The organism is Corallococcus caeni (assembly GCF_036245865.1).
Classification (GTDB): domain Bacteria; phylum Myxococcota; class Myxococcia; order Myxococcales; family Myxococcaceae; genus Corallococcus; species Corallococcus caeni.
Genome location: NZ_BTTW01000009.1, coordinates 37146 through 63787 on the forward strand (window position 1 = coordinate 37146; position 26642 = coordinate 63787).

Sequence of the window (26642 nt, forward strand, 5' to 3'; positions counted from 1 at the left end):
TCTTCAGCGTGAGCGAGTCGTTGCTGCGGTCGGTGCATCACGTCCCGGGCGTCCGGGGCTTCGTGCGCAAGCAGGTGCTGCGGGTGGTGGCGCGCGGGGTGGAGTGGACCACCAAGCTCCCCGGCAAGCGCGCCCTCAACGTGTCCCAGGTGAACCCGTGGCTGCACGTGGGCGGCAGCGTGTCCCGCGCGCGCTACGGCGAGCTGAAGGAGCGGGGCATCACCTGCGTCATCGACCTGCGCGCGGAGCGCTGCGACGACCGCGAGGCGCTGGCGGCGCTGGGCATCGAGCTCCTGAGCCTGCCGGTGACGGACCGCTATCCGCCGTCCGTGGAGCAGCTGTCGCAAGGGGTGCGCTGGGCGCTGCCCCGGCTGGACGCGGGCGGCGTGCTGTACGCGCACTGCGAGCACGGCGTGGGCCGCGGGCCGCTGATGGGGCTGGCGGTGATGGTGGCCCGGGGCTGGGACGCGCCGGAGGCTTACCGGGCCGTGCGCCACGCCCGGTGGCAGGCGACGCTGAACGACCGGCAGTTGCGGGGACTCGCGGACTTCGTGGCCGCGTGGACGGGCGTGCCGGAGCAGGCCGCGTAGGGAGCGGAGGGCCGCCCTCACGGGCCGTCCACGCGGCGCCTCAAGCCTTCACGTCGGAGCGGGTCTGCGTGCGAGCGTCCTCGCGTGGCGCGTCCTTCCCGGAGCGCCTGGGGGCCCGTCCGCCGCTGCCCATCAGCGTGTCCATCCACCGGTTGCTGATGGCGAAGTTGCGGTCCGGCGTCGCGAAGTGGTGCGCCATGTGGTGCGCGCGCAGCGCCTTGCCCCAGGCCGTGCGCGGCGTGCGGTGGTGCGTGGCCCAGTGGAGGGTGTCGTAGGCCACGTAGCCCCAGACGATGCCCACGAAGTACGGAAGCGTCTGCGCCGGGTGGCCCACCCACCACAGCAGCCCGCCGATGAGGGAGGACAGCGGGACGGTGACGATGAGCGGCATCACCAGGCGCTGGGCGTCGTCCGGGTACTTGTGGTGGTAGCCGTGCGCGATTTCATGCACGCGCCGGGTGAGCGGGCCTTTGCCCTCCCAGTGGAAGAAGAACCGGTGGGTGCAGTACTCCATGAGGATCCACGTCAGCAGGCCCAGCGGGACGAAGAGCACGCTCATCCCCACCGTCGTCCGTCCCCGGTACAGGCCCCACCCGAGCAGGCCCACCGTGAGCGGGACGTAGAGCAGGACCGGCACCGCGGGGTGCAGCTTCGAAGCCGCCTCCATGAAGGCGTTCTCGAACATCCGGCCAGATTGATGCCTGAAGTATGGGCGCCCCATACCGGGTGAAGATTGGGCCGGGGACCCCCGAGCGCCCATGCCCGTTCGTCCCTCCGCAGTGTCGCCTTTCGGGCCACCCCCGGCCCCTCCGGGCGCAATGAAGAAGGCCCCGGCGTGCTGTGCCGGGGCCTCCTTGTCCGCACGGCTTCGCGGTCGTGCTTCAGCTCTCCGCGGGGCGCTGGGCCTCGTCGCTGTCGGGCGTGGGCGTCGCGGCGCCGTGCTTGTTGCGCCAGCGGTCCACCAGCAGCAGGAGCGCCGGGAAGCCCACCAGGACGATGACCATGTTCACCGCGAAGCCCAGGTTGGCCAGGTCACCAATGGAGTTGAGGCCGGGGTGCTTGGCGAACACCAGCGCCAGGAAGCCGATGGCGCTGGTGAGCAGGCCGCCCGTGATGGCCCGGCCCGTCTCCGCGTACACGGTGGTGAAGTCCGCTCCCGGTTCACCCAGGCGCTCAATCAGGTGCACGCCCGCGTCCACCGTCGTCCCGATGAGCACCGGGATGACCACGATGTTCAGGTAGTTGAACTGCAGGCCCATGAGGGCCATCAGGCCCACCAGCGCCGCGATGGAGAGCAGCGTGGGCAGCATGCAGATGAACGCGTTGCGCAAGGAGCCCAGCGTCAGCCACATGGCCAGGAAGACGCTGACCACCGCGGCCACCAGGATGCGCGGCCCCTCGGAGGCCACCATGTCCAGGATGTCCGCCAGGATGAGCGCCTCGCCCGCCGCGGACACCTGGCTGCCGTCCGGCATCTGGAGGTTGCGCACCTCCTTGGTGAAGCGCCGCGTGCCCACGCCGTCCGACAGGCTCACGTTCGCGTAGACCAGCACCACGCCGCCCTTCTGGCCGGCCGCCGGCTCGAACTGGCGGCGCAAGCCCACCGGCAGGTCTTCGCGCGTGAAGGGCTTCGCGGCCGTCATCTTCACGGCGCGCAGCAGGTCCTCGCGCTGGGCCTTCTCCACGCGCGACGGGTCGATGCGCTGGAGCTTCTGGTGGATGGACTGGAGCAGCGCGTGCTTCTCCTCCTGGTGCTGGGGCACCAGGTCCTCCAGCGCGCCCACGAAGTCGATGGTGGAGTCCTTGCCGTACTTCGCCTTGCGCGCCTGGAGCTGGTTCACGACCTCGCGCTCCATGGCCTCCGTGTCCGTCAGCACCACCACCGGCGTCGCCGAGTAGCCCAGGATGTGGTCGATGCGCCGATCCAACCGCACGCTCGGCAGCGACACGTCATCCAGCTTCGTGGAGTCGTAGTTGAACGTCACCCGGTACACCTGGCTGATGAGCGCCACCAGCGCGACGCCAATGACAATCACCACCGCGCGGTAGCGGCGCGGCAGGAAGCGCGCCAGGATCGCCATGGGCCCCGACTGCGACTGGTGCTCGCGCGGCACCCAGCCCCAGCGCGACACCAGCCCCAGCAGCGCCGGCAGGATGAGCAGGTAGGACGCCACGCTCACCAGCATGCCCACCGCCGCGATGACGCCGAACTCGTGGAACGCCCTGAACTCCGACAGCGACAGGCTCAGGAACGTGAGCGCCGCCACCAGCGCGGAGATGAGCGCGGAGAAGCCCGTGTGCCGGAACGTCTCCCGCACCGCCTCCTCCGACGTCATGCCCTCCGAGCGCAGCGTCCCCCACCGCCCCAACAGGTGGATGCCGTGCTCCACGCCCAGGCCGCCCAGCACCGCGGCGAGGAAGCCCGTCAGGAGGTTCACCTGCCCGTACGCCACGCCCACGAAGCCGTAGGTCCACGCGAGGCCCGCGACCACCGGCACCATGGTGAGGCCCACGGACAGCCCGCTGCGGAAGTGGAAGATGAGGTAGGCCAAGAGCAGCACCAGCGCCAGCGTGGACGCGCGCGCCAGGTCCCCGGTGATGACCGCCTGCTGGTCGATCTTCTTCTTGAACGTGCCGGTGATCTCCGTGTGGAAGCCGGGGCCGTACTTCGACAGGTCCTGCTTCGACAGGTAGTCCTCCACCTGGGCGATGACCGTCTTGGAGTAGCCCAGGTCCGCGGACGAGCCCTTGGCCTTGAGCAGCATCACCACCATGCGCTCCTGCGGATCCAGGTAGTACAGGCCGCCCTGCCCCGCGAGCCGCATGTTCGCGCCGCCGGTGTACTTCTTCTGGATGTCGCTGAAGTCCAGCGACGGGGGCGGCTCCTCCTCCAGCCGCACGAAGAGCGGGTTGGCCTGCTCCTTCTCCCACGCGAATCTCGCGTCGATGCGCTCCTGGATGGTCTTCAGGTCCGGCAGGTCCACGTAGTAGAGGCCGTGCTCGTCGAAGAACTGGCTGGGCCGCTGCGCGTTGACGAAGCGGATCTCCGACAGCGTCGCCAGCTTCGGCGCCATGTCATCCACGAACTGCTTGAGCTGTTCAGGCTCCGCGCCGATGCCGGCCACCACCACGTTGCCCATGCCGCCGAAGCGCGTGCGCAGCTTCTCCAGGTCCTGCACGGACTGGAACGACTTGGGCAACAGGTTCGCCAGGTCCGCGTTGAGGCGCAGGTCTCGCGCGAAGAAGGTGCCCAGGCACGTCAGCACCAGCGTCACGAACAACGCCACCCAGGGCCGCTGGTGGCTGCGGGCCGCCAGGGAGCCCATCGCAGCCTCGAACCGTCCGGACCACCGCGTCTCACTCATGGATGTGATTTCCTGCTGAAAGCCCCCGCCGTGACGACCGGGGCAACCTTGAGCCCGAACGAACCGGGCCGTTTACGCGTATATGCCCCGGACCCCCGTGCGTCCAGGCATCGCCCCGGGGCCTCCATTGGCCGCATGCCTGGCCCGGGGAACAAACGGGGCATGAACAAACCGCGCCATGTATGTCGCCCCAATGCGCGACACGCCAGCGGATCCACCTGCTCGGGAATGTTGAGGCATTTTGCCCCACCGCCTCACAGGGCATGGGGAGCGGGCGGGCCGTCCCCTCGCGCTGTCGTGCCAGAGGTCTGCGGCATGGTCAGCTTTTGCTTCGACGCGGCCCCTGCCAGGAAGCAGGGCAGGCGCCGCGTGGAGGGGATGCCGCCGCGTGCCCCGGTCCGGCTGGTGCCGGCTCCCGGAGCACGGGCGCCCACGGTCGATGGCCTCGAACCCGTCTTCGTCATCATCAGCGGGACGCGGGTGGATGCACCGGGTGGAGCGCACGATGGGTGCGCTGGCCTCGCACAACCACCGCCGCCCCGTCATCGCGCTCGTCTGCGCGCTGCTGCTGTCCGTCGTGGGCCTGCTGTCCGCCCGCCACCTGACGCTCAACGCGAACCTGGTGGCCCTGCTGCCCGACTCCTTCGAGAGCGTGCAGGCCATCCACAGCCTGGAGGAGCGCTTCGGCGCGCAGGGGTGGGTGGTGGTGGTGGGCGAGGACGCGGACCCGGCGCAGCTCCAGCGGTTCGCGCAGGACCTGGCGCCGAAGCTGGAGGCGCTGCCGGGCATCCGCTACGTGGAGATCACCCGCCCCAGCCGCTTCTTCCAGAGCCATGCGCTCTACTTCCTGTCGCCAGAAGATTTGAAGGAGGTGGAGCGCCGCATCGACGCGCGGCTCACCTGGGAGCGGCAGCACGCCAACCCGCTCTTCGTGTCGCTGGACGACGCGCCGGCCCCGTCGCTGGACTTCAGCGACATCCAGAAGAAGTACGGCGGCGCCGCGGTCACGCGCCTGGCCAGCCACCCCAGTGACTACTACCTGGATCCCGCCGCGCGCCGCGTGGTGGTGCTGGCCAAGCCGGAGACGTCGTCCGCGGACCTCACCTTCTCCCGCAACATCGTCGGCGAGGTGCAGGGCCTGCTGAAGCAGCAGGACCTGTCGAAGTACGGGCCGGGCTTCCACACGCAAATCACCGGCTCGTTCCAGAAGAAGATGGATCAGCAGTCGCAGATCACCCGCGACGTGGCGGTGTCCTCGACGGTGGCCACGGTGCTGGTGCTGCTCTACCTGCTGCTGCACTTCCGCGGCGTCATCGCGGTGGGGCTGGTGCTGGCGCCGGTGGGCGCGGGCCTCGCGTGGACGTACGGCCTGGTGGGCGTGGCGTACGGGCAGGTGAACCTGCTGACGGCCTTCCTGGGCGCCATCCTGGGCGGCCTGGGCGTGGAGCACGGCATCCACCTGATGGGCCGCTACCTCGCGCTGCGCGGAGAGGGGAGGTCCTCCCTGGAGGCCACGCGCGAGGCGTTCACGCACACGGGGGGCGCGGCGCTGGTGTCCGCGCTGGTGGCGGCGCTCACGTTCTTCGTGCTGGGCACGTCCCGCCTGCGGGCGTTCCGCGAGTTCGGCGTCATCGCGGGCGTGGGCATGCTGGTGCTCGTCCTCGCGTATGTGCTGGTGCTGCCTGCGCTGCTGGGGCTGGTGTCGCGCTGGGGCTGGAAGCCGCGAGCGGCCTCCACGGAGACGACGGAGGCCCCGCTGGGCAACATCCTCACCCACCGGCGCGGGCTGCTCACCGTCGTGTCCGCGCTCATCGTTGCGGGCCTGCTCACGCAGCTGCCGCGCCTGCGGTTCGACTACAACATCTCCTCGTTGCAGGACCAGCGCCTGGACTCGTTCGTGCTGGACCGCGCGGTCAACCAGCTCATCGGCTATTCACAGGTCCCGCTGGTGGTGCTCACGAACTCCCGCGAGGAGGAGGCAGCGGTCGTCCGGGAGCTCCAGGCGCGCAAGCAGCAGCGGGGCGCCAGCTCCACGGTGGACTTCGTCGCGGCGCTCGCGAACCTGGTGCCGGACCGGCAGCAGGAGAAGCAGACCATCCTGAAGGACATCGGGAAGCTGTTGAAGAACGTGCCCGAAAGCCAGCTCAACCCCGCGCAGCGCAAGCAACTGGCGGAGCTGCGCGTGCAGGTGGAGGCGCGGCCCTTCACCGTGGCGGACCTGCCGCCCAGCGTGCGCCAGCAGTTCGAGGGCCGCGGCGGCCCGGGCACCGGCTTCGTGCTGGTGTATCCGTCCGCGGACCAGTCCGACGGCCAGGCCATGCGCCGGATGGCGAAGGAGGTGCGCGGGGTGAAGCTGCCGGATGGCCGGACCGCGGTGGTGGCCGGTGAAGCGATGGTGCAGGCGGACATCGTGAACATGGTGTCGCACGAGGCGCCGTTCATCCTCCTGGGCTCCACGCTCACGGTGCTGGTGGCCATGTGGCTGACGCTGGGCTCCCTGCGCAGCGCGCTCCTGTGCCTGATGCCCACGGTGGTGTCGCTGTTCGCGATGCTGGGGCTGATGCCGCTGCTGCACATGGAGTTCAACTACCTCAACATCCTGGTCATCCCGGTGCTCATCGGGACGACGGTGGACGCGGGCGTGCACCTCATCACGCGGCTCACGTCGCCGGGCAGCGACTTCGTGCGGGTGTATTCGGAGACGGGCAAGGCCATCTGCGGCGGCCTGCTCACGAGCGCGGTGGGCTTCGGCGCGCTGCTCCTCGCGGACCACCCGGGCCTCAACTCGATTGGGGCGCTGGCGAACGTGGGGTTCGGGATGAACCTGCTCATCATGCTGGTGACCTTCCCCGCGCTGCTGCTGGTGCTCTCCGAGCGCAAGCGGCGCCACCGTGCGGTTCCCCCGCGTCCCCGGGGTGCGCAACTCATGGGAGACGGCCAGGGTCCTCACCGGCCCACGCCCACCCATTAGGCCGAGGCGTCGCACGCCCGGCCGCGCACGCGCAAGGAGCGGCACGATGTCTCAGCAATGGATCTGGATGAGCCTGGCGGCGAGCACCCTGGCGCTGGGCTCCGCGAACGCCCAGGTGGATCCGAACTCCGCGGCCGCCATCACCAACAGCCAGCCGAACCCGGGAGCGCCGGCGGGCACGCCCCCCACCGCGTCCGCGGGCAGCCCCATCGGCAACCCGTACACGGAGCCGCTGGGCGACCCCACCGGCGCGGCCAACCCGGGCATTGGCGGCAGCGGCACGAGCACGGGCGCGGTGATTCCGCAGCCCTACAGCGCCCAGCCGTTCGTCGCCGGCACCGCCCCCAGCACCCTGCCGCCGGGCCCCGGTACCAGCACGACCGTGACGGGCAACGGCACGGTGGTGGCGCCCGGCACCAGCACCACCGTGACGGGCACCGGCGCGGTGCTCCCTGGCACCAGCGGCACCGTGGCGGGTTCAACGGGCTCCACCGCCACCACGGGCGCGCTGATGCCACCCGCCACGACCACCCCCGGCACCATGCTGCCGGGCGCCTCCAACAGCACCGTGACGCCGGGCACTCCGACGGGCACGACGTCCGACATGGGGGTGGTGCTGCCGCCCGCCACCGGCCTCACGCCCCCGGGAATCACGGGCTCCCAGCCCACCACGCTGTCGCCGGACAGCAACACGTCCAGCAACTCCGTGACGTCGCCCGGTGGCGGCGACGTGACCCAGCGCCCCCTGGGACCGTGAAGCGCTGGCGGCCTCCGGCCAGGCGCCCCTCCCCCGGGTGACAGGGAGGGCGTGCGCTGGCGGACGTGCAGCCCCTTGCAACCCTCCCATTCCACCCGCCCCCGCCGTTCCCCGAGCAGGCAGGCGGATGAGCCACCCCTGCACACACCGAGGGGCCTGCTCACCTTCGGTCCTGCAGGTAGCCAGGACCTTTCAAGCAGTCAGACTCCTATCGGGGGAATCCACATGAAGAAGTTCCTGAAGACCCAGCTGACGGTGGCGGCGGTTCTCGCGGGCGCGCTCGCGCTCGGTACGGGCTGTAAGTCGGATCAGTCCGCGACGCGCGGCACGGAACCCACGCCGGCCTCCGACTCCACCATGCCCACGGACTCCAGCGGCACCGGGACGGACACCTCCGGCTCCGGCACCACCACCACGCCGCCGCCCAGCAGCGGCGGCTCCGGCTACGACACGGGCAGCGGCTCGTCGCAGGACTCGACGATGCCTCCCTCGGACATGAGCACCGGCGGCTCCGGCACGACGGATGAGAGCGCGCAGCCGCCCTCCACCAACGAAGGCACCATGGATCCGGGCACCGGCGGCGCGGGCACCGGCGAGGCCGAGCCGGGCGTGCACGACGGCGAGATGACCGAGCCGGGCACGGGCGGCTCCGGCACGTCCACGGACGACGGCACCACCCCGGACGACAGCACCCTGCCCAACGACTCCACGCTCGACCCGAACAGCTCCGGCGCCAAGGGCGACATGACCACGCCGACGCCGGACTCCACGGGCACGATGGCGCCCAACACCGGCACCACGCGCTAGGCCCCTCCACCCTCCGCCGTGACACCCACGGCGGCGCGGTGACTTCAGCAGCGCCCGCGACCCTCACCGGTCGCGGGCGCTTCTTTCGTTTCCAGCGCCAGGCCTGGCGCACGAACCCCGCGCGAACAACAAGACCCCGCCGACGCCCATGCGGCGTCAGCGGGGTCCTGGAGACAGCGGAGCCTGGAGGCTCAGGTCACCTTGACGCCCGGCGAATAGGGCTGCCCCACCGGTTCGATGATGCGCGGGCTCCCGTTGTCACCCGGGCCATTGCCGGGGCCACCGCCCGGGTCGAAGGTGGACGGCACGCGGTGTTCACGGCCCTCGTCCTCCGTCCCCGCTTCGCGCGCTGGCGCGGGAGGCACCCCCTCCAGGGGAATGTGCAGCACGTCCTTCTTGCTCATGACGAACGCCTCCTTTCCCTCCTCAGGGTGGGGAGGCCGGGGGGTTTCCGCATGCCGCCAGGAAGGGGGGCCCCAGTTGGGATGCTCGCTGGCATCCTTCGCGGCCATGGCGGTCCCCACCGGGCGCTCCCCTGCCCGCATGCCCCCCGGCCTCCGGAATGCGTTGCTCTTGGATGACAGGGAGCGACCGGGGGCTTATCCAAAGAGGTCCAGGCAGCGCGCACCCGAACCGAGAGCATCCACCGCATGAAGCTGTTGCTGGCAGGCCGACGAGGAGCAAGCGACCCGCTGTTCGCCCCCCCGGAGGCGCCCCTCCCCTGGCTCCAGCGCGTGGAGGCCTGGGTCCAGCAGGTGGCGGACGGGGTGCTGGAGGGCAGCCGCATCGAGGACGGCCCCCAGGGCGCGCCCGTGCTGCGCCTGCGCCTGCACCCGGCCGCGCCGGAGGTGTCGCTGCTCGCGGCGACCCGGGAGCGCATCGTCGTGTCCGCGGAGACCAGCGCCGTGGGCCCCGGCTATCACCGCTACCTGGTGGACCTGCTCAAGCACCTGGGCGACCTGCACGGCATCAGCTGGGCGCCGCCCGACGAGGACGTGGGCGTGGGCGACGCCACGGGCTACTTCCACACCGGCGACGCGGGCCCGATTGAAGAGCACTTCCTGGGGTGGCTCCAGCACTCCGTGGGCCAGGTGCTGCGCATGCGCAGCCTGGGCAACTCCGGCTTCGGATTGTCCATGCGCTTCGGCCACACCTTCCAGCACCCCGGCGCGCTGCTCACGCCGCTGGGCCCCCGCGACGAGCGCTGGCTGCGCACCGTGCACGAAGACCCGCGGCAGGGCACGGACGTGTTCCCCTGGTGGAACCCCGGCGTGGACGCGCGCGAGCGCTTCACGCGCGCCATGTGCCGCCTGTGGACGGACGTCGTCTGGCGCTCGCCGCTGCTGGAGGAGGAGCGCCAGCGCCTGCGCGACGTGGCCCGGCTGCTGGAGCAGGCGTGGCGCGAGGACCCCACGCTCCCCTACCCGTGGCGCGAGTGGCAGGAGGTGCTCGGCTACCTGGGCATGGGCGGGACGGTCGCGGAGGAGGTGCACCGCCGGGCCCTGGAGTCGCCCGGCGTCGGGCCTTCGATTGGTTACCGGCGGGGCTCCGTGCAGGTGGCGCTCCCCGAGGGCTGGGAGATCCGCATCCCCGGCTCCCTGGCCGAGACGCGCCTGGGCGACGGCAGCTGGGTGGCCCGGGACCACCGCCGCACCGTGCGCGTGCTGCCGCTGGAGGACTCCGTGGAGGACAGCCTCGCGCCCACCAGCCCCGAGCGCCGCGCCCTGGAACTGGAGCACCACGGCGCCCGCGTCAGCGGCCGCGCGTCCCTGCACATGGGCCCCGGCGAGTGCCGCCTGACGGCCCTGTGCCGCTCCGGAAACCGCCGCGCCCTCTGCGTCGTCAGCTTCGATGATCCGGACGAGCGGGACTGGGCCCTGGGCACCTGGCGCTCGCTGGACCACGCCGTCGCCGCCTGACCCCGCAAGTCGTTGCGGCACCTACCACTTGCCAAAGCGCCGCCCGGTGGACAGTCAGCGCACCCGGACGTCTTGCCGCACAGCGCGGTCGCACCCACCTTCCGCGGGCACCTTCCCCACGGAATCGAGTGAGACGCATGAGCAGCAAGCGGGAAATCTGGCCGGGCAAGCCCTGGCCGCGCGGCGCGACCTTCGACGGCTCGGGCACCAACTTCGCGGTCTATTCGCAGGTGGCCACGCGCGTGGAGGTGTGTCTCTTCGACCGGGCGGACCCGACGAAGGAGATTGAACGCTTCGACCTGCCGATGAGCACGGAGTTCGTCTGGCACGGCTACGTGCCGGACCTGGAGCCCGGGACGCTGTACGGCCTGCGCGTGCACGGGCCCTACGAACCGGAGAAGGGGCACCGCTGCAACCCGCACAAGCTGCTCGTCGACCCCTACGCCAAGGCGCTGCTCGGCGAGGTGGACTGGAAGCAGCCGGTGTTCGGCTATCCCCTGGACCATCCGAAGAAGGACCTGATGCGCGACGAGCGCGACAGCGCGGCCGGCATGCCCAAGGGCGTGGTGGTGAGCGACTTCTTCGACTGGGGCAATGACCGGCGCCTGGACATCCCGTGGCGCAAGACGGTCATCTACGAGGCGCACGTGCGCGGCCTCACCATGCGCCACCCGGGCGTGCCGGCGCACCAGCGCGGCACGTACGCGGGCCTGGGCTCGCCGGTCATCATCGAGCACCTGCAGAAGCTGGGCGTGACCGCGGTGGAGCTCCTGCCGGTGCACGAGTTCGCGGACGACTCGTTCCTCAACGACAAGGGCCTGTCGAACTTCTGGGGCTACAGCACGCTGAACTACTTCGCGCCCGAGCAGCGCTACGCCAGCCGCAAGACGCCGGGCGGCGCGGTGGCCGAGTTCAAGTCGATGGTGAAGGCGCTGCACGCGGCGGGCATCGAGGTGATTCTCGACGTGGTCTACAACCACACGTGCGAGGGCAACCACCTGGGCCCCACGCTGTCGTTCAAGGGCATCGACAACGCGTCGTACTACTGGACCATGCCGGAGGCGCGGCACTACCTGGACTTCACCGGGTGCGGCAACAGCCTCAACGCCTCCAACCCGCAGACGGCGCGCTTCATCGTGGACAGCTTGCGCTACTGGGTGGAGGAGATGCACGTGGACGGGTTCCGCTTCGACCTGGCCACGGTGCTGGGCCGCAGCGGCAAGGGCGGCTACGACCCGAACGCGCCCATCTTCCAGATCATCAACCAGGACCCGGTGCTCTCCCGCGTGAAGCTCATCGCGGAGCCGTGGGACGTGGGGCTGGGCGGCTACCAGGTGGGCGGCTTCCCGTCGCCGTGGCACGAGTGGAACGGCAAGTACCGGGACGCGCTGCGCAAGTACTGGAAGGGCGACGAGAACCAGGCCGCGGAGGTGGGCTACCGGCTCACGGGCAGCGCGGACCTGTTCGCGGCGGCGCGCCGCAGGCCGCAGGCGTCCATCAACTTCGTCACCGCGCACGACGGCTTCACGCTGCACGACCTGGTCACGTACAGCAGCAAGCACAACGAGGCCAACGGCGAGCACAACCGCGACGGCGCGGACGACAACCAGGCGTGGAACTGCGGCGTGGAGGGGGAGACGGACGACAAGGACATCATCTCCCTGCGCGAGCGCCAGAAGCGCAACCTGCTGGCGTCGCTGTTCCTGTCCACGGGCGTCCCGATGATTGTCGCGGGCGACGAGATGGGCCGCACGCAGCAGGGCAACAACAACGCCTACTGCCAGGACAACGAGCTGTCGTGGGTGGACTGGAACCTGGACAAGACGCGCCAGGACCTCCTGGAGTTCACGCGCAAGCTCATCCAGTTCCGCCACGGGCAGCCGGTGCTCCAGCGCCGCCGCTTCTTCCAGGGCGAGCACCTGTGGGAGTCCGAGCACAAGGACCTGGCGTGGTTCAAGCCAGACGGCACGGAGATGGGCGCGGAGGACTGGCAGAAGCCCTTCGTGCGGTCGCTGGCGTTCCTGCTGGGCGGCGACGCCATCCCCACGCCGGACGAGCGCGGCCAGCGCGTCAGCGGCGATTCCCTGCTGGTGCTGCTCAACGCGCACCATGAGCCGGTGCCCTTCACGGTGCCGCCGCCGGGCGAGGGCGGCGCGTGGCGGCTGGAGCTGTACACGGCGGACGACCAGCGCGGCGACGAGGAGATGAAGCCCGGCAGGTTCGAGATGGTCGGGCGGTCGCTGGCGGTGTTCCGCAAGCCGGGGAGCAACAACACGCCGTGATAACGTGCCGGCGCTTTTGATCAGGAGCGCAAGGGATGGAGGGTGAAGGAGACGGCGTCAGGAGTGACGAGGTCGCCGTCGCGAAGGTGTACGGGGAGATCGCCTCCGCCTACGAGGTGCTCTACCCGTCCCTGCATCGCTACGGCGACCGCGTGGAGCGCTTCCTCGCGGGCGTGGTGAAGCCGGACCTGCGCGTGCTGGACGTGGGCTGCGGCCCGGCGCTGCACACGCGAGGGCTGGACGCGTCCGTGGACGTGGTGGGCCTGGACGTGGCGCCGGAGATGCTGGAACTGGCGAAGCGCGCGCGGCCATCGGGCACGTGGCGCGTGCACAGCTACCTGGACCCGGTGCCGGCGGACCTGGGCCTCTTCGACGTGGCGCTGGCCATCGGCTGTCTGGACTTCTGTGACGACCTGTCGCGCGTGCTGGGGCACCTGGGCCGGGTGTTGAAGCCGGGCGGGCGGATGTTGTTCACGGTGCTGGAGCGCCGTCAGGGCCTGGAGGCGCACGAGGAGGCCACGCGCCGGGTGCGCACGGCGGACACGGACGTGACGCTGCACCTGTGGAGCGCGGTGGAGACGGCGCGCGCGGTGGACATCGCCGGGCTGCGCACGGACTTCTACCTGCACGCGCCCGGCTGGGAGCTGCTCGCGGAGGAGCGCACCATGTGGTTCGGCTGGTGGTACGTGAGGCGCGGCTGAAGAAGCGCCGTCAGGATTCCAGCGCGCCCGCGTCTGCTGGCCCCGTCGGCGAACTTCAGGGGGCGCACGGGGTTGTCCCGAGGCGTCCGGTTCCACGCGAGGGCGCTTTGCGCCGGGGCATGGGACTCGGACGTTCCTCACGGCCATCACCGCCGGGTGTTCCTGCCGCGATTGAAGGCCGTACCGGTCGCGCGCCACCGTGAGGCGCGCATGGCTGCCCTTTGCTGGGCACAACACGAACTAGCTCAACGGTAGAGCACGAGACTCAAGATCTCGGTGTCGAAGGTTCGAATCCTTCGTTCGCCTGGACCCCGTCGTTTTTCGCTGGTGCCAACGCGAGTCCACCGCGTCCTCCTCCCCACGCCGCACACTGGCCGGCCGCCAGGGCCTCCGGAGACTTCCGTGCCGTTCGCGGAAGCGCTCCGGTCGCCGTCCGTGGCCGGCATCCGGTGCGGAGGTTCGGGCGGCTGAACGCGGCTCCGGACGGTCTGTTCGCGCGACGCGCCCGTGGGGCGGCGGGGTCCTTTTCTCCAGCAGCCGGGCTGCACTCCTTTCTTGTCGTCGAGGTGACGTGTCATGGGCATCGGTCGGGTGGAAGTGGCGCAGAACGAGCGGCTGTTCGTGGTGGTGAACGGGCGGGCGGAGCAGTACCTGGGGCCGGGCCGGCACTGGGTGGTGCGTCCGTTCCAGCACGTCCGCTTCGAGCGCGTGCCGCTGGAGCCACCCGTCACCCGGCTGGACGAAGCGAAGCTCTCGTTGGTGCCGGAGAAGGACCTCCAGGTGCTGGAGCTGGGCGCGGACGAGCGCGCGGTGGTCTTCCATCACGGCCAGCCGGTGCGGTGGCTGGGCCGGGGACAGCACCAGGTGTGGACGGCGCAGCGGCTGCCCGGTCGTACCGGTCGGCCCGAGTCGCCGACCGTGCGGGTGGAGCGCGTGGACGTGTCCGGGGTGGCGACGGAGCCCCCGCGTGACGAGGTGCGCGCGCTGATTCCGGCCAGTGACTACACGGAGGCCACGGCCACGGAGGGCACGGTGGCGCTGCGCTACGTGGACGGCGTGCTGGACGCGGTGCTGCCGCCGGGCCGTCACGCGGCGTGGACGGTCGCGCGCAAGGTGCAGTTCGCGGTCATCGACCTGCGCGAGAAGCTGCTCCACGTCACCGGCCAGGAGGTGATGACGAAGGACCGCGTGTCGCTGCGGCTCAACCTGTCCGCGGCGTACCGGGTGGTGGACGCGCGGCGGCTGGCGGTGGTGGCCCGAGCGCCGGATGAAATCCTCTACCTGGCGATGCAGCTGGCGGCGCGCGAGGCCGTGTCCACGCGCACGCTGGACGAGCTGCTCGCGGCGCGTGAGGCGGTGTCCACGGAGCTGTACGCGCAGGTGAAGTCGGGGGCGGAGGGCGTGGGTCTGGAGCTGCTGCGCTTCGGCATCAAGGACGTGGTGCTGCCGAAGGAGATGAAGGACCTGCTCAACCGGGTCATCCAGGCGCAGAAGGAAGCGGAGGCCAACGTCATCCTGCGGCGCGAGGAGACGGCGGCGACGCGCTCCATGGCACAGACGGCGAAGGTGCTCGCGGAGAACCCGCTGCTCGTGCGGCTCAAGGAGCTGGAGGCGTACAAGGACCTGGCCGCGAAGGTGGGTCAGGTGCACCTCGTGCTCGGTGAGGGCGCGGTGCCCACGCTCCAGCTCAAGGGCGGCTGAGGTCGCTGTGAGAATCGAGGCCCTCGGACCGGAAGTGCGGTCCGGGGGCCTTCGTGCGTTCAGCGGGTCTCGTAGGCATATGCCAACGGTTGACCCCTCCCCTTGTTTCGGGCGAGCTAGGGCGCATGTACGTGAAAGAGGTCCACCTCTCCAACATCCGGTCCATCGAGTCGCTGACGTGGGCGCTGCCGGACCATCAGTCTGGCCACGGGTGGCACGTCATCATCGGTGACAACGGTGCGGGCAAAAGCTCGTTCCTTCGCGCCATCGCGCTCGCGCTCGTAGGACCGAAGGAGGCCATAGCGCTCCGGCAGGACTGGAACGAGTGGCTTCGAGTTAGCGCCTTATTCGCCATCGCGCATCTCAAACTGAAATGGGATGAGCAGTACGACCAATTTGTCGACGCGGCCCCTCCGCCTCCTAACCATGTTCTAAGTGCCGAGCTACAGCTGATACGCATCAAGATGGGAGAGCAGCCGGCTCAGGCCTACCTCGTCAACAAGCCAGACAATTCCGTTCAGCAATCTCATGTTTGGGGGGAGGGAGCCGGATGGTTCTCTGCTTCTTACGGTCCGTTTCGACGTTTTGCCGGGGGCGATTCGGAACAAGCCAAGCTGTTCGAATCGAACCCCAAACTGGCCCGCCATTTGTCCGTCTTCGGTGAGGCCGTCGCACTCTCGGAATGTCTTGAATGGCTCAAGCTCCTCCAGTTCAAGAAGCTCGAGAAGGATCCCGAAGGGGACCTCCTTGAGTCCTTGAAGCAGTTCATCAACCAGCCGGACTTCCTACCCAACGAAGCCCGACTCGAATCGATCTCTTCCAAGGGTGTTCGGTTCGTCGATGGCAACGGCTGCGATATTCCTGTCGAGAACCTGAGTGACGGGTACCGCGCCATCCTGAGCATGACCTTCGAGTTGATCCGACAGCTCGCGCGAGCCTATGGGGGCGACAAGCTCTTCGCTCCTGGGGACTCAACGACCATCGTCGTCCCTGGTGTCGTCCTGATTGACGAGATCGACGCGCACCTGCATCCCGTGTGGCAGCGAAGAGTCGGTCGCTGGTTCCGAGAACACTTCCCGAACATCCAGTTCATCGTCACGACGCACAGTCCGCTCATCTGCCAGGCCGCGACCGTGGGCAGCGTGTTCCGCCTTCCAAGGCCGGGCACCGACGAAGAAGCGGGCATGGTCACGGGCGTCGCACTCGACCGGCTGCTCTACGGAAACGTCCTGGACGCCTACAGCACAGGGGCTTTTGGTGACGTGCCGCTGCGCTCTCCCGAAGCACTGGAGAAGCTCGAACGGCTCGCAATCCTCAACCAGAAGGAACTCGCGCAGGGCCTGTCCCCCGAGGAACAGGCGGAACAGCAGCACCTGCGCGCGCAGCTTCCCACCGCATCCAGCGCTCTTCCGTCCGACACGGAGGTGCCGCAGCCTTGATCCATCTCCCGAACCTTCCGCTGCCGGAACCGGCCAACATGCAACTGAAGGGCTACCAGCAGGAAATCGATTCGCTCCCCGACTACGAGACGCGCGTCGAACGCGCGCAGGAGCGATTCAGCAGTCTGAATAGGAAGGGCAACGCGACCTTCGACACCGTCAAGGCGACCCTGTCGAAGATGTCCGTGGGCGTCCAACGCTGTGCCTACTGCGAGGACTCCTTGGCCGACGAGGTGGAGCACATCAGGCCCAAGGCTCTGTATCCAGAGCTGACCTTTGCCTGGATGAACTACCTGTATGCCTGCGGTCCCTGCAACGGGCCCAAGAACAGCCGCTTCGCGGTCTTCGCGCAGGAGACAGGCATCCATACGGACGTGGGTCGCCGACGTAACGCCCCCATGGTTGCTCCCGTCCCTGGCACTCCCGTGCTGCTGGATCCTCGCGTGGAAGATCCCATGGACTTCATGAGCCTGGAGATCCGGCAGACATTCCTCTTCACCGCCACTGCTGCACCGGGCACCGTGGCGTACCAGCGTGCGAAGTACACCATCGATCTTCTTTGCCTCAACAGCCGTGAATCGCTCCCGCGTACGCGCTACCACGCCTATCGCGACTTCTTGATGCACCTCAGGGGATACGTCCAGGACCGGACCCACGGCCACGCTCCAGAGCATCTCCAGCACCTGGCGCACGACATCCAGACGCGCCAGCACGCCACGGTCTGGCGGGAGATGAAGCGCCAGCATCAGCTCATCCCGGAGCTGAAGCGCCTGTTCGAAGCGGCTCCCGAAGCCTTGGGGTGGTAGCGCCGGACCCTGTGGCCCTGTAGCCACGGGTCCCACGCCCGGACTGTCTCCCGGCGCCCCCACTCCCAGTCGCTTCAGAGGGGAACCAGGGTTGGCCCGGGGGCTGCAATGTCCACGGGCACACCCTGAAACCAAGGTTCCCGACCATGCGAGTCCTGCTCGCCACGCTCTTCGTCTGTCTTCTGGCCGCCCCGGCCTCCGCGCAACCCTGTCCCCCGGCCGCTTCGCCCACCGCGGGCGTCGCCCAGGGCACCCTCGTGGCGCGCTTCCGTGCGCAGCCGCAGCAGGCGGAGGCCACCGAGTGCCCGGACACGGAGCCGCGCACCTTCAGCCTCAAGCACACGGAGGTGGACGCGGAGGTCAGCGGCTTCCTCGCTTCCGTCACCGTGACGCAGGTGTTCGAGAACCCATACACCGCTCCCCTTGAAGCGCTCTACGTCTTCCCGCTGCCGGAGCTGGCCGCCGTGGACGGCATGGAGATGCACCTGGGTGAACGCGTCATCCAGGGCGTCATCCAGACCCGCGAGCAGGCCCGCGACACCTACGAGCGCGCCAAGGCCGAGGGCAAGACGGCCGCGCTGCTCGACCAGGAGCGCCCCAACATCTTCACCCAGTCCGTCGCCAACATCCTCCCCGGTGAAACCATCCGCGTCCGCATCCACTACGTGGAGCGCCTCACCTACGACGCGGGCACCTACCGCTTCAGCTTCCCCATGGTCGTCGGCCCCCGCTTCATCGGCGGCCAGCCGCTGCCCACGCGCCAGGGTGAAGGCGTTGAGCCCGACACCACCACCGTCCCCGACGCGAGCCGCATCACGCCCCCGGTGCTCACCGACACGCGCAGCGGCCACGACATCCAGATCACCGTGCGCCTGGACGCGGGCCTCCCGGTCCACTCGCTGCGCTCCACCACCCACCGCGTCGACGTGAAGCGCGACGGACAGTCCCGCGCCACCGTCAGCCTGGGCCGCGATGACCGCATCCCCAACAAGGACTTCATCCTGGAGTACGTCGTCGCCGACGCGCTCATCCGCCCCGCCGTCCTCATGCACCGCGACCCCGGCGCGGACCACGGCTACTTCCTGGTGATGCTCAACCCGCAGCTGTCCCCCACCGAGAAGGAGATCGTCCCCCGCGAGCTCTACATGGTGCTCGACACGTCCTGCTCGCAGTCCGGCCTGGCCATCGAGAAGTCCAAGGCCATCACCAAGGAAGTGCTCAACCACCTGATGCCGGAGGACACCTTCCAGGTCCTCAACTTCGACACGCAGGTGACCAAGTTCGCGCCCACCGCCGTCCCCGCCACGCCGGAGAACATCCAGAACGCCCTGCCCTACGTCGCCAACTTCTGGGGCGGTGGCGGCACCGACGTGAACATCGCCGCCCAGGAGGCCATGGTCCCGGAGAACGACCCGGCCCGCCTGCGCATGGTGCTCTTCATGACGGACGGCCTCATCGGCGCGGATGAGCAGGTGCTCGGCACGCTCCAGGAGCACCTCCGGGAAGAGACGCGCATCTTCTCCGCCGGCGTGGGCTCCAGCACGAACCGATACCTCATCACCAAGATGGGCGAGTTGGGCCGCGGCGCCTCCACCCTCGTCAACCTCAACCGCCCGGAGGAAGACGTCGCCCGCGAGTTCGAGCAGCGCATGCGCGGCCCGGTCCTCACCTCCCTCGTCGTGGACACCGACGGCCTGCCCGTCAGCGACGTGTACCCGAAGTCCGTGCCGGACCTCTTCGCCGGCCAGCCGCTGTTCCTCGTGGGCAAGTTCACTGGCACCGGTGACGGCGTCCTCCGCATCTCCGGCCGCGTGCGCGGCGAGGTCCGCCGCTTCGACGTGCCCGTGCACTTCCCCGAAGTCGCCCCGGAGCACGGCTCGCTCAAGAGCCTCTGGGCCCGCCAGCGCATCGAGGAGCTGACCGTGGCGGGCTACCGTGGCGAGACGCCGGAAATCATCCAGGGCATCACCGAGACCGCGCTCCAGTACCACCTGATGAGCCGCTACACGTCCTTCGTCGCGGTGGAGCAGGTGGCTCGCACGGCCCCCAACGGTGAGACGGTCCGCGAGATGGTCCCCGTGCAGCTCCCTGACGGCATGGTGGCGGGTGCGCTCAGCCGCGAGGAGATTCCCCCCGGCGACCCCATCATCTCCGTGCGCGCCCCGCGCAACGCCCGCCGCGTCACCGCCTACTTCCCCTTCGGACTGGTGAAGCCGCTCACGTTCGACACGCTCACGAAGTCCTGGCGCGGCCGCTTCCTCGTGCCGCTGGGCATCGCGGATGGCTACTACACGGTGTTCATCATCGCGGAGCTGGCGGACGGCCGCGTGGAGCGCAGCGAGGTGCGCTACCGCCTGGACTCCCAGGGCAACGACTTCGACGTCGTCCTCTCCCAGAAGGAAGTGGCCCCCGGTGACACGCTGACGCTGGACGTGGACGCGGTGGAGGCCACGCAGGAGGTCAGCGTGTACGGCGACCTCTTCGGCGAGGACCAGCAGCTCCTCGACACGCAGGACCGCCTGCGCTTCACCAAGGCCCTGGTCATCCCCGAGGGCACACCGGCCGGGACATATGAGCTGGTGTTCGTCGCCCGCGACGCCGCCGGCAACCGCTTCGAGCGCCGGGAGACGCTGCGCGTCATCCACGCCCGGCATGACTGACCCGCGAATCAATCTCGGGTACCCTGGCGGTCCGTTTCTGGCCCCGCGCCTCACCGGCGCGGGGCTGTTTCTTTCGCCCAGGCCGCGAGGAGTCTTCCGATGTCGTCGTCGTCCCTGCACTACACGCCCAACCTCCGCGATATTGAGTTCAACCTCTTCGAGTTCCTGGACATCGGCCGCACGTCGTTGGGCAAGGGCCCCTTCGGGGACCTGGACGAGACGGCGGCCCGGCAGACGCTGGAGACCTTCGCCCAGCTGTGCACGCAGGAACTGGCGAAGAGCTTCGACGAGTCCGAGCACAACCCGCCGAAGCTGGTGAACGGCGAGGTGAAGCTGCCCCCCGGCCTCAAGGCCGCGATGGGCGCCTACTACGACGCGGGCATGCACCTCTTGGAGACGCCCACGCACCTGGGCGGCCTGGGCGCGCCGCCGTCGCTGGGCTGGGCCGCGTTCGAGCTGCTCCTGGGCAGCAACCCCGCGCTGGCGTTCTTCACGCTGGGCAACCTGCTCGCGCGCGTCATCGACAAGCTGGGCACGGAGTCGCAGAAGCAGCGCTTCCTGCCGCACATCCTGGACAAGCGTTGGAGCGGGTCCATGGTGCTGACGGAGCCGGACGCGGGCAGCGACGTGGGCGCCGCGCGCACCAAGGCCCGTCAGGTGAACGGCGACGTCTGGGAGATTGAAGGCGTCAAGCGCTTCATCACCAACGGCGAGTCGGACATCGCGGAGAACATCATCCACATGGTGCTCGCGCGGCCGGACGGCGCGGCGCCGGGCACCAAGGGCCTGTCGCTGTTCGTGGTGCCCAAGTTCTGGGTGAACGAGGACGGCAGCCTGGGCGAGCACAACAACGTCGTCTGCACGAAGCTGGAGAAGAAGATGGGCCTGAAGGGGTCCGTCACGTGCGAGCTGACGTTCGGCGACGGCAAGCCCACGCGCGGCCTGCTGCTGGGCGACGTGCACGACGGCATCCGGCAGATGTTCCACATCATCGAGAACGCGCGCATGGCGGTGGGCCTCAAGTCCATGGCCGCGCTGTCCGCGGGCTACTTCCGCGCGCTGTCGTTCGCGAAGGACCGCGTGCAGGGCAGCGACCTGGCGAAGGCGCGCGACAAGTCCGCGCCGCGCGTGAGCATCCTCCAGCACCCGGACGTGCGCCGCATGCTGATGGCGCAGAAGGCGCACGCGGAGGGCCTGCGCGCGCTGGCGCTGTTCACCGCGTCCGTGCAGGACCAGGTGGAGCTGCAGGGCGGCCACCGCTCCACGGCGGCGGGCGAGGCGGACGTGCTCAACGACATGCTGCTGCCGCTGGTGAAGGGGTACAGCTCGGAGAAGGCGTATGAGCTGTTGTCCCTGTCGCTCCAGGTGCACGGCGGTTCAGGCTTCCTGACGGACTACCCGGTGGAGCAGTACATCCGGGACCAGAAGATCGACTCGCTCTACGAGGGCACCACGCACATCCAGGCGTTGGACCTGCTGATGCGCAAGGTGGCGCGCGACGGCGGCGCGACGCTGTCCGGCCTGCTGGGCCGCATCCGCGAGACGGCGGAAGGCAACGAGGGCGGCCCGGAGCTGAAGACCGAGCGCGCCGCGCTGGCGGAGGCGCTGGGGCACCTGGAGACGCTGCTCGGCACGCTGATGGGCAAGCTGGGCGAGTCCGTCTACCACGTGGGCTTCCAGGGCAACCGCGTGCTGTTCGCCGTGGCGGAGGTGGTCATCGGCTGGCTGCTGGTGCGCCACGCGGCCGTGGCGCTGGAGCGGATGAAGTCGAACCCCGGCGACAAGGCGTTCTACAGCGGCAAGGTGGCCAGCGCCCGGTGGTTCTGCCACGAGGTGCTGCCCGGCATCGCCCACGCCGCGCGCATGGTGGAGAACGGCAACCTGGACCTGATGGACGTGGCGGAAGAGTCGTTCTAGGCGCGCTGGCTCCGGGCCTCGGGTGTGGCTCCGGGGAGACACACGGCCCTGGCCCGGAGTTCGCAGTGGGGGTGGAGCATGATGCTCTCCACCCTCACCGCGCTGACCCTGGCGGCCACCGTCACCAACACCGAGACCGTGCACGACCTGGAGCCGTTCGGCGGCCACGTCGTCGCGTGCACCGAAGGCGGCCTGGAGCTGTTCACTCCGGCCGGCCGGCCGGTGCGGGTGCTCACGGTGGAGGACGGGCTGCCCAGCCACTTCTGCCGCGCGCTGGAGTCCACGGGCGACCGGCTCTTCGTGGCCACGGATGAAGGGCTCGTGTCGCTGGACACGCGCTTCCACGTGACGCCGGTGCTGGACGTGCGCTGGCAGGCGCTGCCCGCCGCCGAGGACGCGAGCACCCCGGACTACGTGAGCCGGCTGGAGTCACTGGCCGCGGTGCTGACGCCGGGCCCCGCGTACACGGCGTTCTCGCCCCGCTTCGCGGGCACGGCGGAGGGGCGCCTGTTCGAACTGGGCACCGGGCGCGCGTGGTCACTGCCGGGACCGGTGCGGTTCATCTCCGACACGCGCGACGGCGTGGACGTGGGCACCACCGAGGGCGCGTTCTCCATCAACGCCAGCGGGCGGCTCACCGCGCTGCGCGACCTGCCCACCGGGCCGCTGTCGTTCGCCATGACGGAGCAGGGCGTGCGCATCGTGGGCAGTCACGGCGAGGTACACGCGTGGGAGACGGAGTCCGTGCCACTCCAGGCCGTGAGCGTTCCCAAGGGCGCCACCGTGCTGCGCGATGGCTGGGCGGGCACGCGGGCCTCTGGCGTGTTCCTCCAGGGCAAGAAGGGGTGGCGCCGTATCACCCCCACCGGGCAGCTCTGCGGCAATCACATCACCGCGCTGGCCCGGCATCAGAACCAGCTCGTGGTGGGCACGTTCGACCGGGGCGTCTGCATCCAGCGTGAGGATGGCCGGTGGCAGACCGTCCGCGCGCCTTCGCTCCCCAGCGACCAGGTGCTGGGCATCACCAGCGACGGCGTGAACCTCTACGTCGCCACCACGTACGGCCTGGGCTTCCATGACGGCAAGGCGTGGACGCAGGTGGCGTATGGGGCTCGCAACCCCGTGGCCCTGGGGAAGCTGTCCGTGCTCAACGTGTCACAGGTCGACGGCGGCGTGGCGCTGGTGGATGGCCGGGGCGTGTCCCTGATCACCCCCGGCGCCTCCCCCCTGTCCCTGGTGAAGCGGATGCCCCTGCCCAAGGAGTGGAGCAAGCATCCCTCCGTGGGTGAAGGCGCGGGCCGCTTCCTGTGGATGGGCAGCGAGGACCGGGGCCTGCTGCGCTGGGACGGCGAGAAGTGGCAGCGCTTCCACGACGGTCGCGACCTCACCGACAACTGGATCACCGCGCTGTCCACCGACGCGCAAGGGCGCGCCGTCGCGGGCACCTGCCAGGACGGCTTCAGCTACTTCGACGGCGCGAAGTGGACCCGCGTGCGCACGGCGTCCGGCCTGCCCTCCCCCGCCATCGTCTCCGCCGCGCTCGTGCCCGGGGGCGCGGTGGTGGGCACGCTGCTCGGCGCGTCGTACTTCGACGCGGGCACGGGCGAGGTGCACGCGCTGCCGAAGCTCGCGGATCCGCGCGTCTACGCGGTGCTCCCGGAGGGCGACTCCGCCCTCTTTGGCACCGAGGGCGGACTCTCGAGCGCTGCCTGGAAGCCCCTGACCGCTCCCGCGCTCAGCCGGCGCTGAATCGTTGAGAAGGTGAGAAGCCCACGAGGCCGCCCCGTCGGTGCCGCGCCGCCCGAACTGGTCCGACAGTCGGACCAGTTCGGAGAACCACGGCCGGGGGAGCCTCCGCCCCATCGGACAACGGAAACCTGTCCGACAGTCGGACCAGTTGGGCCAGGTCGGCCGCCCGGCCCCGTCGCTTATCCCGGTTTTGGCGCCGCGCCACGCGCCGCCAGCTCGCGCTCCACGTACAGGCGCAGGATGTGCATGAAGTCCTGCGCGTTCGTCACCACGCCGAAGGCCTGGTGCGTGCCCCGGTCCTTCAGCTTGCTCACCACGAACTCGGACGAGTCCACGCAGATGGTGGGCAGCTCGCGCAGGCTTCCGTCCTTCTCCGTCACGAACGCCGGCAGCATGTTCCCCGTCGCGATGGCGTGCAGCGCCGTGGCGATGAGCACCGCCATCGTCGCCTTCACCGCGTGCCTGCGCATCGCGTCCTGCGCCGCCAGGTTGTCCGTCACCACGTCCGGCAACGGCCCGTCATCCCGGATGGACCCCGTCAGCACGAACGGCACCCCGTGCTTCACGCACGCGTGCATGATGCCGTTGGTGATGACGCCCGCCTCCACCGCCTTCGCGATAGAGCCCGCCTGCCGCACCCGGTTGATGGCGCGCATGTGCAGCCCGTGCCCACCCGACGTCGCCTCGCCCGCGCCGCTCATCCCCAGCGTCGTGCCGTAGATGGACGCCTCGATGTCGTGCACCGCCACCGCGTTGCCCGCGAGCAGCGCCCCCACGAAGCCGTTCTCCACGAACCACGTCATGTCCGCTCGCGCCCGCGAGTGCACCAGCGCCGGCCCCGTCACCCAGATGGGATAGCCGCCCCGCTCGCGCTCCTCCACCAGCAGCCGCGCCATGTGCGCGTAGTCGATGGGCTTCTCGCGCGACACCTCGCTCGTCATGAACTTGAACTCGCCCTCCCCGCCCTCCGCCAAGTAGGCCATGTTCACGTAGACGCCTTCACTGCCGTCCTCCGCCTTCCCCACCACCACCCGCTCCCCCGCGCGCACCCGCCGGCCCTCGCGCACCCAGAGCTCCCCCTGCGCGTCCAGCACCAGCGCGCCGTCCATGCGCGGCTCGCGCGGCATCCGCCACCGCCCCTCCACCCGCACGTACGTGGGCAGGTTCGTCGTCGTGAAGAAGCCCTCCGGCAGCACGCCGTCCGCTGGCGCCGGGGTGAAGCGCGCGTCCGGGTAGCTGGCGAACCGCGCCGCCGTGAAGTCGGGATGAGCAATGGTCGTCACCCCGCCACCATGCGCGGGCCCTCCCACCCGTTCAAGCGTGGCGCATGCCGCCATCCCCTCGGAATGTTTCCCCTTTCATAAGGCCCACCCACCTGGACGCACCCCGTCAAGCGCACGCCCCGCAACCACCGCGCGAATCCCGGGTTCATTTCCTCAAGAACGACGCGCTGGCACCAACGCCCGCGCACCTGGAGGAGGACACACCATGAAGCGCAACGGACTGGGGATGCTCGCGGCGGTGCTGGGCCTGACGGTGGCGCTGCCGGCCGTGGCCGCGGAGGCCGACAAGCGGCAGGTGAACCAGCAGCAGCGCATCAAGCAGGGCGTGAAGAGCGGCGAGCTCACGGGCCGCGAGGCCGCGCGCCTGGAGCGCCAGCACCGCGCCGTCCAGCGCGAAATCCGCCAGGACCGCCGGGACGACGGCCACCTGGACGCCGCCGAGCGCGCCCGCATCGACGCGAAGCAGGACGCCCTCAGCCGCCGCATCGCCCACCAGAAGCACGACGGCCAGAGCCGCTAGCTCCCCGGGAATTGCGCACCGCGACAGGGCCTCCCCGGGCGGCCCACCGGGGTCCTGTCGCCGGTGCGCAGCTGTTTCAGGGGCCGGATTCCGCTCCGGGTGCGCTTCGTGCACGCCATGTGCGTGCCTGGGGTGAAAAGCAGGTGGGGGACGCAACCCGGGTTCTTGAATGCCGAGAATGGAAACAATCGCAGCCGGTGACCGAGGTCGGGTCACTGCTCCCCTTCCCGGAGCCCCCCATGAGCTACCGCATCCAATCTGGTGACACCCTCTCTGGTCTGGCCAAGCGCTACGGCACCTCCGTGGACGCGCTGATGAAGGCCAATCCGCAGGTCACCAACAAGGACCTCATCTACACGGGCAACACGCTGAACATCCCCGGCTCGCGCGACAGCTTCGAGCCCGGCACCCAGGGCCAGGGCGTGCGCGGCGGCGGCTCCGGCGGCTCCAGCGGCGCCGGCAACGTGACGGCGCCTCCGGGCGGCGCGGGCCCGGGCACGCGGGGCCCCGGTGGCAGCCCGTTCGACATCGCGATGTCGCACATGGGCAAGAACGCCGGCTCGCTGAAGCTGGAGACCAGCGGCGTGGGCGCGGACATGGAGGACTGGGTCCCCAACAACGTCAACTGCGCCAACTTCGTCTCCGCGTGCCTGGAGCAGGCCGGGCAGATCAAGGACAGCCAGCACAGCGCGTCCGTGATGACGCTCCAGGGGAACCTGGACCGCGACCCGAACTTCAAGCGCGTGGACCTGAAGGACGCGAAGCCCGGCGACGTCGTCTCCATGAGGGTGGGCAGCGGCCAGCACGTGGTGATGTTCGCGGGCTGGAAGGACGGCAAGCCCCAGTTCATCGGCTCCAACAACGTGAACTCGGACGGCTCGCAGCGCATCAGCCTCACGTCGATGAACTACCCCATCATGTCCGTGCACCAGTACCAGGGCTGAACAACCCCTGGAGCCGTGGTCCCCGGTGGGGCCTTCGCCTTCCGCGCCCTGGCGCCTGGAAGGGGGAGGCCCCATCCGCTTTTCCAGGGATGGGCCCCGGGTCCGGAGCGCCCGCCTGCCCTCGCGGGCACCCGGACTGGCGCCGGCCGCACATTGCACGTGGCCTAGCGTCCAGGGTTGGACGTTCCCTGGACACGGGGTCTTTGCGGCCGTGGCAAGACGGAGGGAGTC

General features: G+C 69.8%; 19 protein-coding genes and 1 tRNA gene. 16 read left to right on the forward strand and 4 right to left on the reverse strand.

The annotated features are described in order from the left end of the window. Positions 1 to 8 precede the first annotated feature (8 nt). The gene (locus AABA78_RS31355; RefSeq protein ID WP_171419308.1) at positions 9 to 590 is read left to right on the forward strand and encodes a phosphatase domain-containing putative toxin; all 582 of its coding nucleotides are present in this window, start codon (positions 9 to 11) and stop codon (positions 588 to 590) included. 40 nt (positions 591 to 630) lie between these two features. Here AABA78_RS31355 and AABA78_RS31360 read toward each other — a convergent pair whose 3' ends face one another. Then, on the reverse strand, positions 631 to 1275 hold the full coding sequence (locus AABA78_RS31360) for a sterol desaturase family protein (protein WP_338268816.1): 645 nt from the start codon (positions 1273 to 1275) through the stop codon (positions 631 to 633). Positions 1276 to 1471: 196 nt separating this feature from the next. Beyond that, a complete protein-coding gene (locus tag AABA78_RS31365) occupies positions 1472 to 3955 on the reverse strand; it encodes an efflux RND transporter permease subunit (protein ID WP_338268817.1) in 2484 nt (827 codons plus the stop codon). A gap of 484 nt (positions 3956 to 4439) precedes the next feature. On the opposite strand from AABA78_RS31365, the gene AABA78_RS31370 reads away from it, so the two are divergent. The 3 genes from AABA78_RS31370 to AABA78_RS31380 all read left to right on the forward strand — a co-directional run bounded on the left by AABA78_RS31370 (position 4440) and on the right by AABA78_RS31380 (position 8490). Continuing rightward, positions 4440 to 6926, forward strand: a complete 2487-nt coding sequence (locus AABA78_RS31370; protein ID WP_338268819.1) for an efflux RND transporter permease subunit — start codon at positions 4440 to 4442, stop codon at positions 6924 to 6926. 46 nt (positions 6927 to 6972) lie between these two features. Further along, positions 6973 to 7683 carry a hypothetical protein gene (locus AABA78_RS31375; RefSeq protein ID WP_338268821.1) on the forward strand — a complete coding sequence of 237 codons (711 nt, stop codon included), beginning with the start codon at positions 6973 to 6975 and terminating at the stop codon, positions 7681 to 7683. A 225-nt stretch (positions 7684 to 7908) separates the two neighbouring features. Beyond that, a complete protein-coding gene (locus tag AABA78_RS31380) occupies positions 7909 to 8490 on the forward strand; it encodes a hypothetical protein (RefSeq protein ID WP_338268823.1) in 582 nt (193 codons plus the stop codon). A gap of 191 nt (positions 8491 to 8681) precedes the next feature. Here AABA78_RS31380 and AABA78_RS31385 read toward each other — a convergent pair whose 3' ends face one another. Beyond that, entirely contained in the window at positions 8682 to 8894 is a 213-nt protein-coding gene (locus AABA78_RS31385; RefSeq protein WP_338268825.1) for a hypothetical protein, read from the reverse strand. Between the two features lie 246 nt (positions 8895 to 9140). Here AABA78_RS31385 and AABA78_RS31390 point away from each other — a divergent pair, with 246 nt between their 5' ends. The 10 genes from AABA78_RS31390 to AABA78_RS31435 all read left to right on the forward strand — a co-directional run bounded on the left by AABA78_RS31390 (position 9141) and on the right by AABA78_RS31435 (position 23664). Continuing rightward, on the forward strand, positions 9141 to 10409 hold the full coding sequence (locus tag AABA78_RS31390; protein ID WP_338268827.1) for a hypothetical protein: 1269 nt from the start codon (positions 9141 to 9143) through the stop codon (positions 10407 to 10409). A 137-nt stretch (positions 10410 to 10546) separates the two neighbouring features. Further along, on the forward strand, positions 10547 to 12691 hold the full coding sequence (gene glgX / locus AABA78_RS31395; RefSeq protein ID WP_338268829.1) for a glycogen debranching protein GlgX: 2145 nt from the start codon (positions 10547 to 10549) through the stop codon (positions 12689 to 12691). A gap of 35 nt (positions 12692 to 12726) precedes the next feature. Further along, positions 12727 to 13392, forward strand: a complete 666-nt coding sequence (locus AABA78_RS31400; RefSeq protein ID WP_338268831.1) for a class I SAM-dependent methyltransferase — start codon at positions 12727 to 12729, stop codon at positions 13390 to 13392. A gap of 236 nt (positions 13393 to 13628) precedes the next feature. Beyond that, positions 13629 to 13698: transfer RNA gene (locus AABA78_RS31405), tRNA-Leu, on the forward strand. A 270-nt stretch (positions 13699 to 13968) separates the two neighbouring features. Continuing rightward, a complete protein-coding gene (locus AABA78_RS31410) occupies positions 13969 to 15093 on the forward strand; it encodes a slipin family protein (RefSeq protein WP_338268833.1) in 1125 nt (374 codons plus the stop codon). A 125-nt stretch (positions 15094 to 15218) separates the two neighbouring features. Then, positions 15219 to 16532: an AAA family ATPase gene (locus AABA78_RS31415; protein WP_338268834.1), complete on the forward strand. Its 1314-nt coding sequence runs from the start codon at positions 15219 to 15221 to the stop codon at positions 16530 to 16532. Between the two features lie 38 nt (positions 16533 to 16570). Continuing rightward, positions 16571 to 17338, forward strand: a complete 768-nt coding sequence (locus tag AABA78_RS31420; protein ID WP_338268835.1) for an HNH endonuclease family protein — start codon at positions 16571 to 16573, stop codon at positions 17336 to 17338. Between the two features lie 146 nt (positions 17339 to 17484). Then, a complete protein-coding gene (locus AABA78_RS31425) occupies positions 17485 to 19998 on the forward strand; it encodes a VIT domain-containing protein (RefSeq protein ID WP_338268837.1) in 2514 nt (837 codons plus the stop codon). Between the two features lie 99 nt (positions 19999 to 20097). Then, positions 20098 to 21915: an acyl-CoA dehydrogenase gene (locus AABA78_RS31430; protein ID WP_338268839.1), complete on the forward strand. Its 1818-nt coding sequence runs from the start codon at positions 20098 to 20100 to the stop codon at positions 21913 to 21915. Between the two features lie 78 nt (positions 21916 to 21993). Further along, positions 21994 to 23664, forward strand: a complete 1671-nt coding sequence (locus tag AABA78_RS31435; protein ID WP_338268841.1) for a ligand-binding sensor domain-containing protein — start codon at positions 21994 to 21996, stop codon at positions 23662 to 23664. A gap of 179 nt (positions 23665 to 23843) precedes the next feature. Here the strand turns inward: AABA78_RS31435 and AABA78_RS31440 are convergent, their stop codons facing one another. After that, entirely contained in the window at positions 23844 to 24947 is a 1104-nt protein-coding gene (locus AABA78_RS31440; RefSeq protein ID WP_338268843.1) for a putative NPN-dependent ornithine cyclodeaminase, read from the reverse strand. 205 nt (positions 24948 to 25152) lie between these two features. Between AABA78_RS31440 and AABA78_RS31445 the strand changes: the two genes are divergently transcribed. Continuing rightward, positions 25153 to 25467: a hypothetical protein gene (locus AABA78_RS31445; RefSeq protein WP_338268845.1), complete on the forward strand. Its 315-nt coding sequence runs from the start codon at positions 25153 to 25155 to the stop codon at positions 25465 to 25467. Between the two features lie 239 nt (positions 25468 to 25706). Further along, positions 25707 to 26411, forward strand: a complete 705-nt coding sequence (locus tag AABA78_RS31450) for a LysM peptidoglycan-binding domain-containing protein (RefSeq protein WP_338268847.1) — start codon at positions 25707 to 25709, stop codon at positions 26409 to 26411. Positions 26412 to 26642 lie beyond the last annotated feature (231 nt).

What these genes read in the sequence shown, in the direction of transcription:
- AABA78_RS31430 (WP_338268839.1), top strand. Translation starts at nt 20,098, where the DNA reads ATGTCGTCGTCGTCCCTGCACTACACGCCCAACCTCCGCGATATTGAG.
- AABA78_RS31365 (WP_338268817.1), bottom strand. Translation starts at nt 3,955, where the DNA reads ATGAGTGAGACGCGGTGGTCCGGACGGTTCGAGGCTGCGATGGGCTCC.
- AABA78_RS31385 (WP_338268825.1), bottom strand. Translation starts at nt 8,894, where the DNA reads ATGAGCAAGAAGGACGTGCTGCACATTCCCCTGGAGGGGGTGCCTCCC.
- AABA78_RS31415 (WP_338268834.1), top strand. Translation starts at nt 15,219, where the DNA reads ATGTACGTGAAAGAGGTCCACCTCTCCAACATCCGGTCCATCGAGTCG.
- AABA78_RS31425 (WP_338268837.1), top strand. Translation starts at nt 17,485, where the DNA reads ATGCGAGTCCTGCTCGCCACGCTCTTCGTCTGTCTTCTGGCCGCCCCG.
- AABA78_RS31410 (WP_338268833.1), top strand. Translation starts at nt 13,969, where the DNA reads ATGGGCATCGGTCGGGTGGAAGTGGCGCAGAACGAGCGGCTGTTCGTG.
- AABA78_RS31400 (WP_338268831.1), top strand. Translation starts at nt 12,727, where the DNA reads ATGGAGGGTGAAGGAGACGGCGTCAGGAGTGACGAGGTCGCCGTCGCG.
- AABA78_RS31450 (WP_338268847.1), top strand. Translation starts at nt 25,707, where the DNA reads ATGAGCTACCGCATCCAATCTGGTGACACCCTCTCTGGTCTGGCCAAG.
- AABA78_RS31435 (WP_338268841.1), top strand. Translation starts at nt 21,994, where the DNA reads ATGATGCTCTCCACCCTCACCGCGCTGACCCTGGCGGCCACCGTCACC.
- AABA78_RS31445 (WP_338268845.1), top strand. Translation starts at nt 25,153, where the DNA reads ATGAAGCGCAACGGACTGGGGATGCTCGCGGCGGTGCTGGGCCTGACG.
- AABA78_RS31390 (WP_338268827.1), top strand. Translation starts at nt 9,141, where the DNA reads ATGAAGCTGTTGCTGGCAGGCCGACGAGGAGCAAGCGACCCGCTGTTC.
- AABA78_RS31370 (WP_338268819.1), top strand. Translation starts at nt 4,440, where the DNA reads ATGCACCGGGTGGAGCGCACGATGGGTGCGCTGGCCTCGCACAACCAC.
- AABA78_RS31380 (WP_338268823.1), top strand. Translation starts at nt 7,909, where the DNA reads ATGAAGAAGTTCCTGAAGACCCAGCTGACGGTGGCGGCGGTTCTCGCG.
- AABA78_RS31360 (WP_338268816.1), bottom strand. Translation starts at nt 1,275, where the DNA reads ATGTTCGAGAACGCCTTCATGGAGGCGGCTTCGAAGCTGCACCCCGCG.
- AABA78_RS31420 (WP_338268835.1), top strand. Translation starts at nt 16,571, where the DNA reads ATGCAACTGAAGGGCTACCAGCAGGAAATCGATTCGCTCCCCGACTAC.
- AABA78_RS31375 (WP_338268821.1), top strand. Translation starts at nt 6,973, where the DNA reads ATGTCTCAGCAATGGATCTGGATGAGCCTGGCGGCGAGCACCCTGGCG.
- glgX (WP_338268829.1), top strand. Translation starts at nt 10,547, where the DNA reads ATGAGCAGCAAGCGGGAAATCTGGCCGGGCAAGCCCTGGCCGCGCGGC.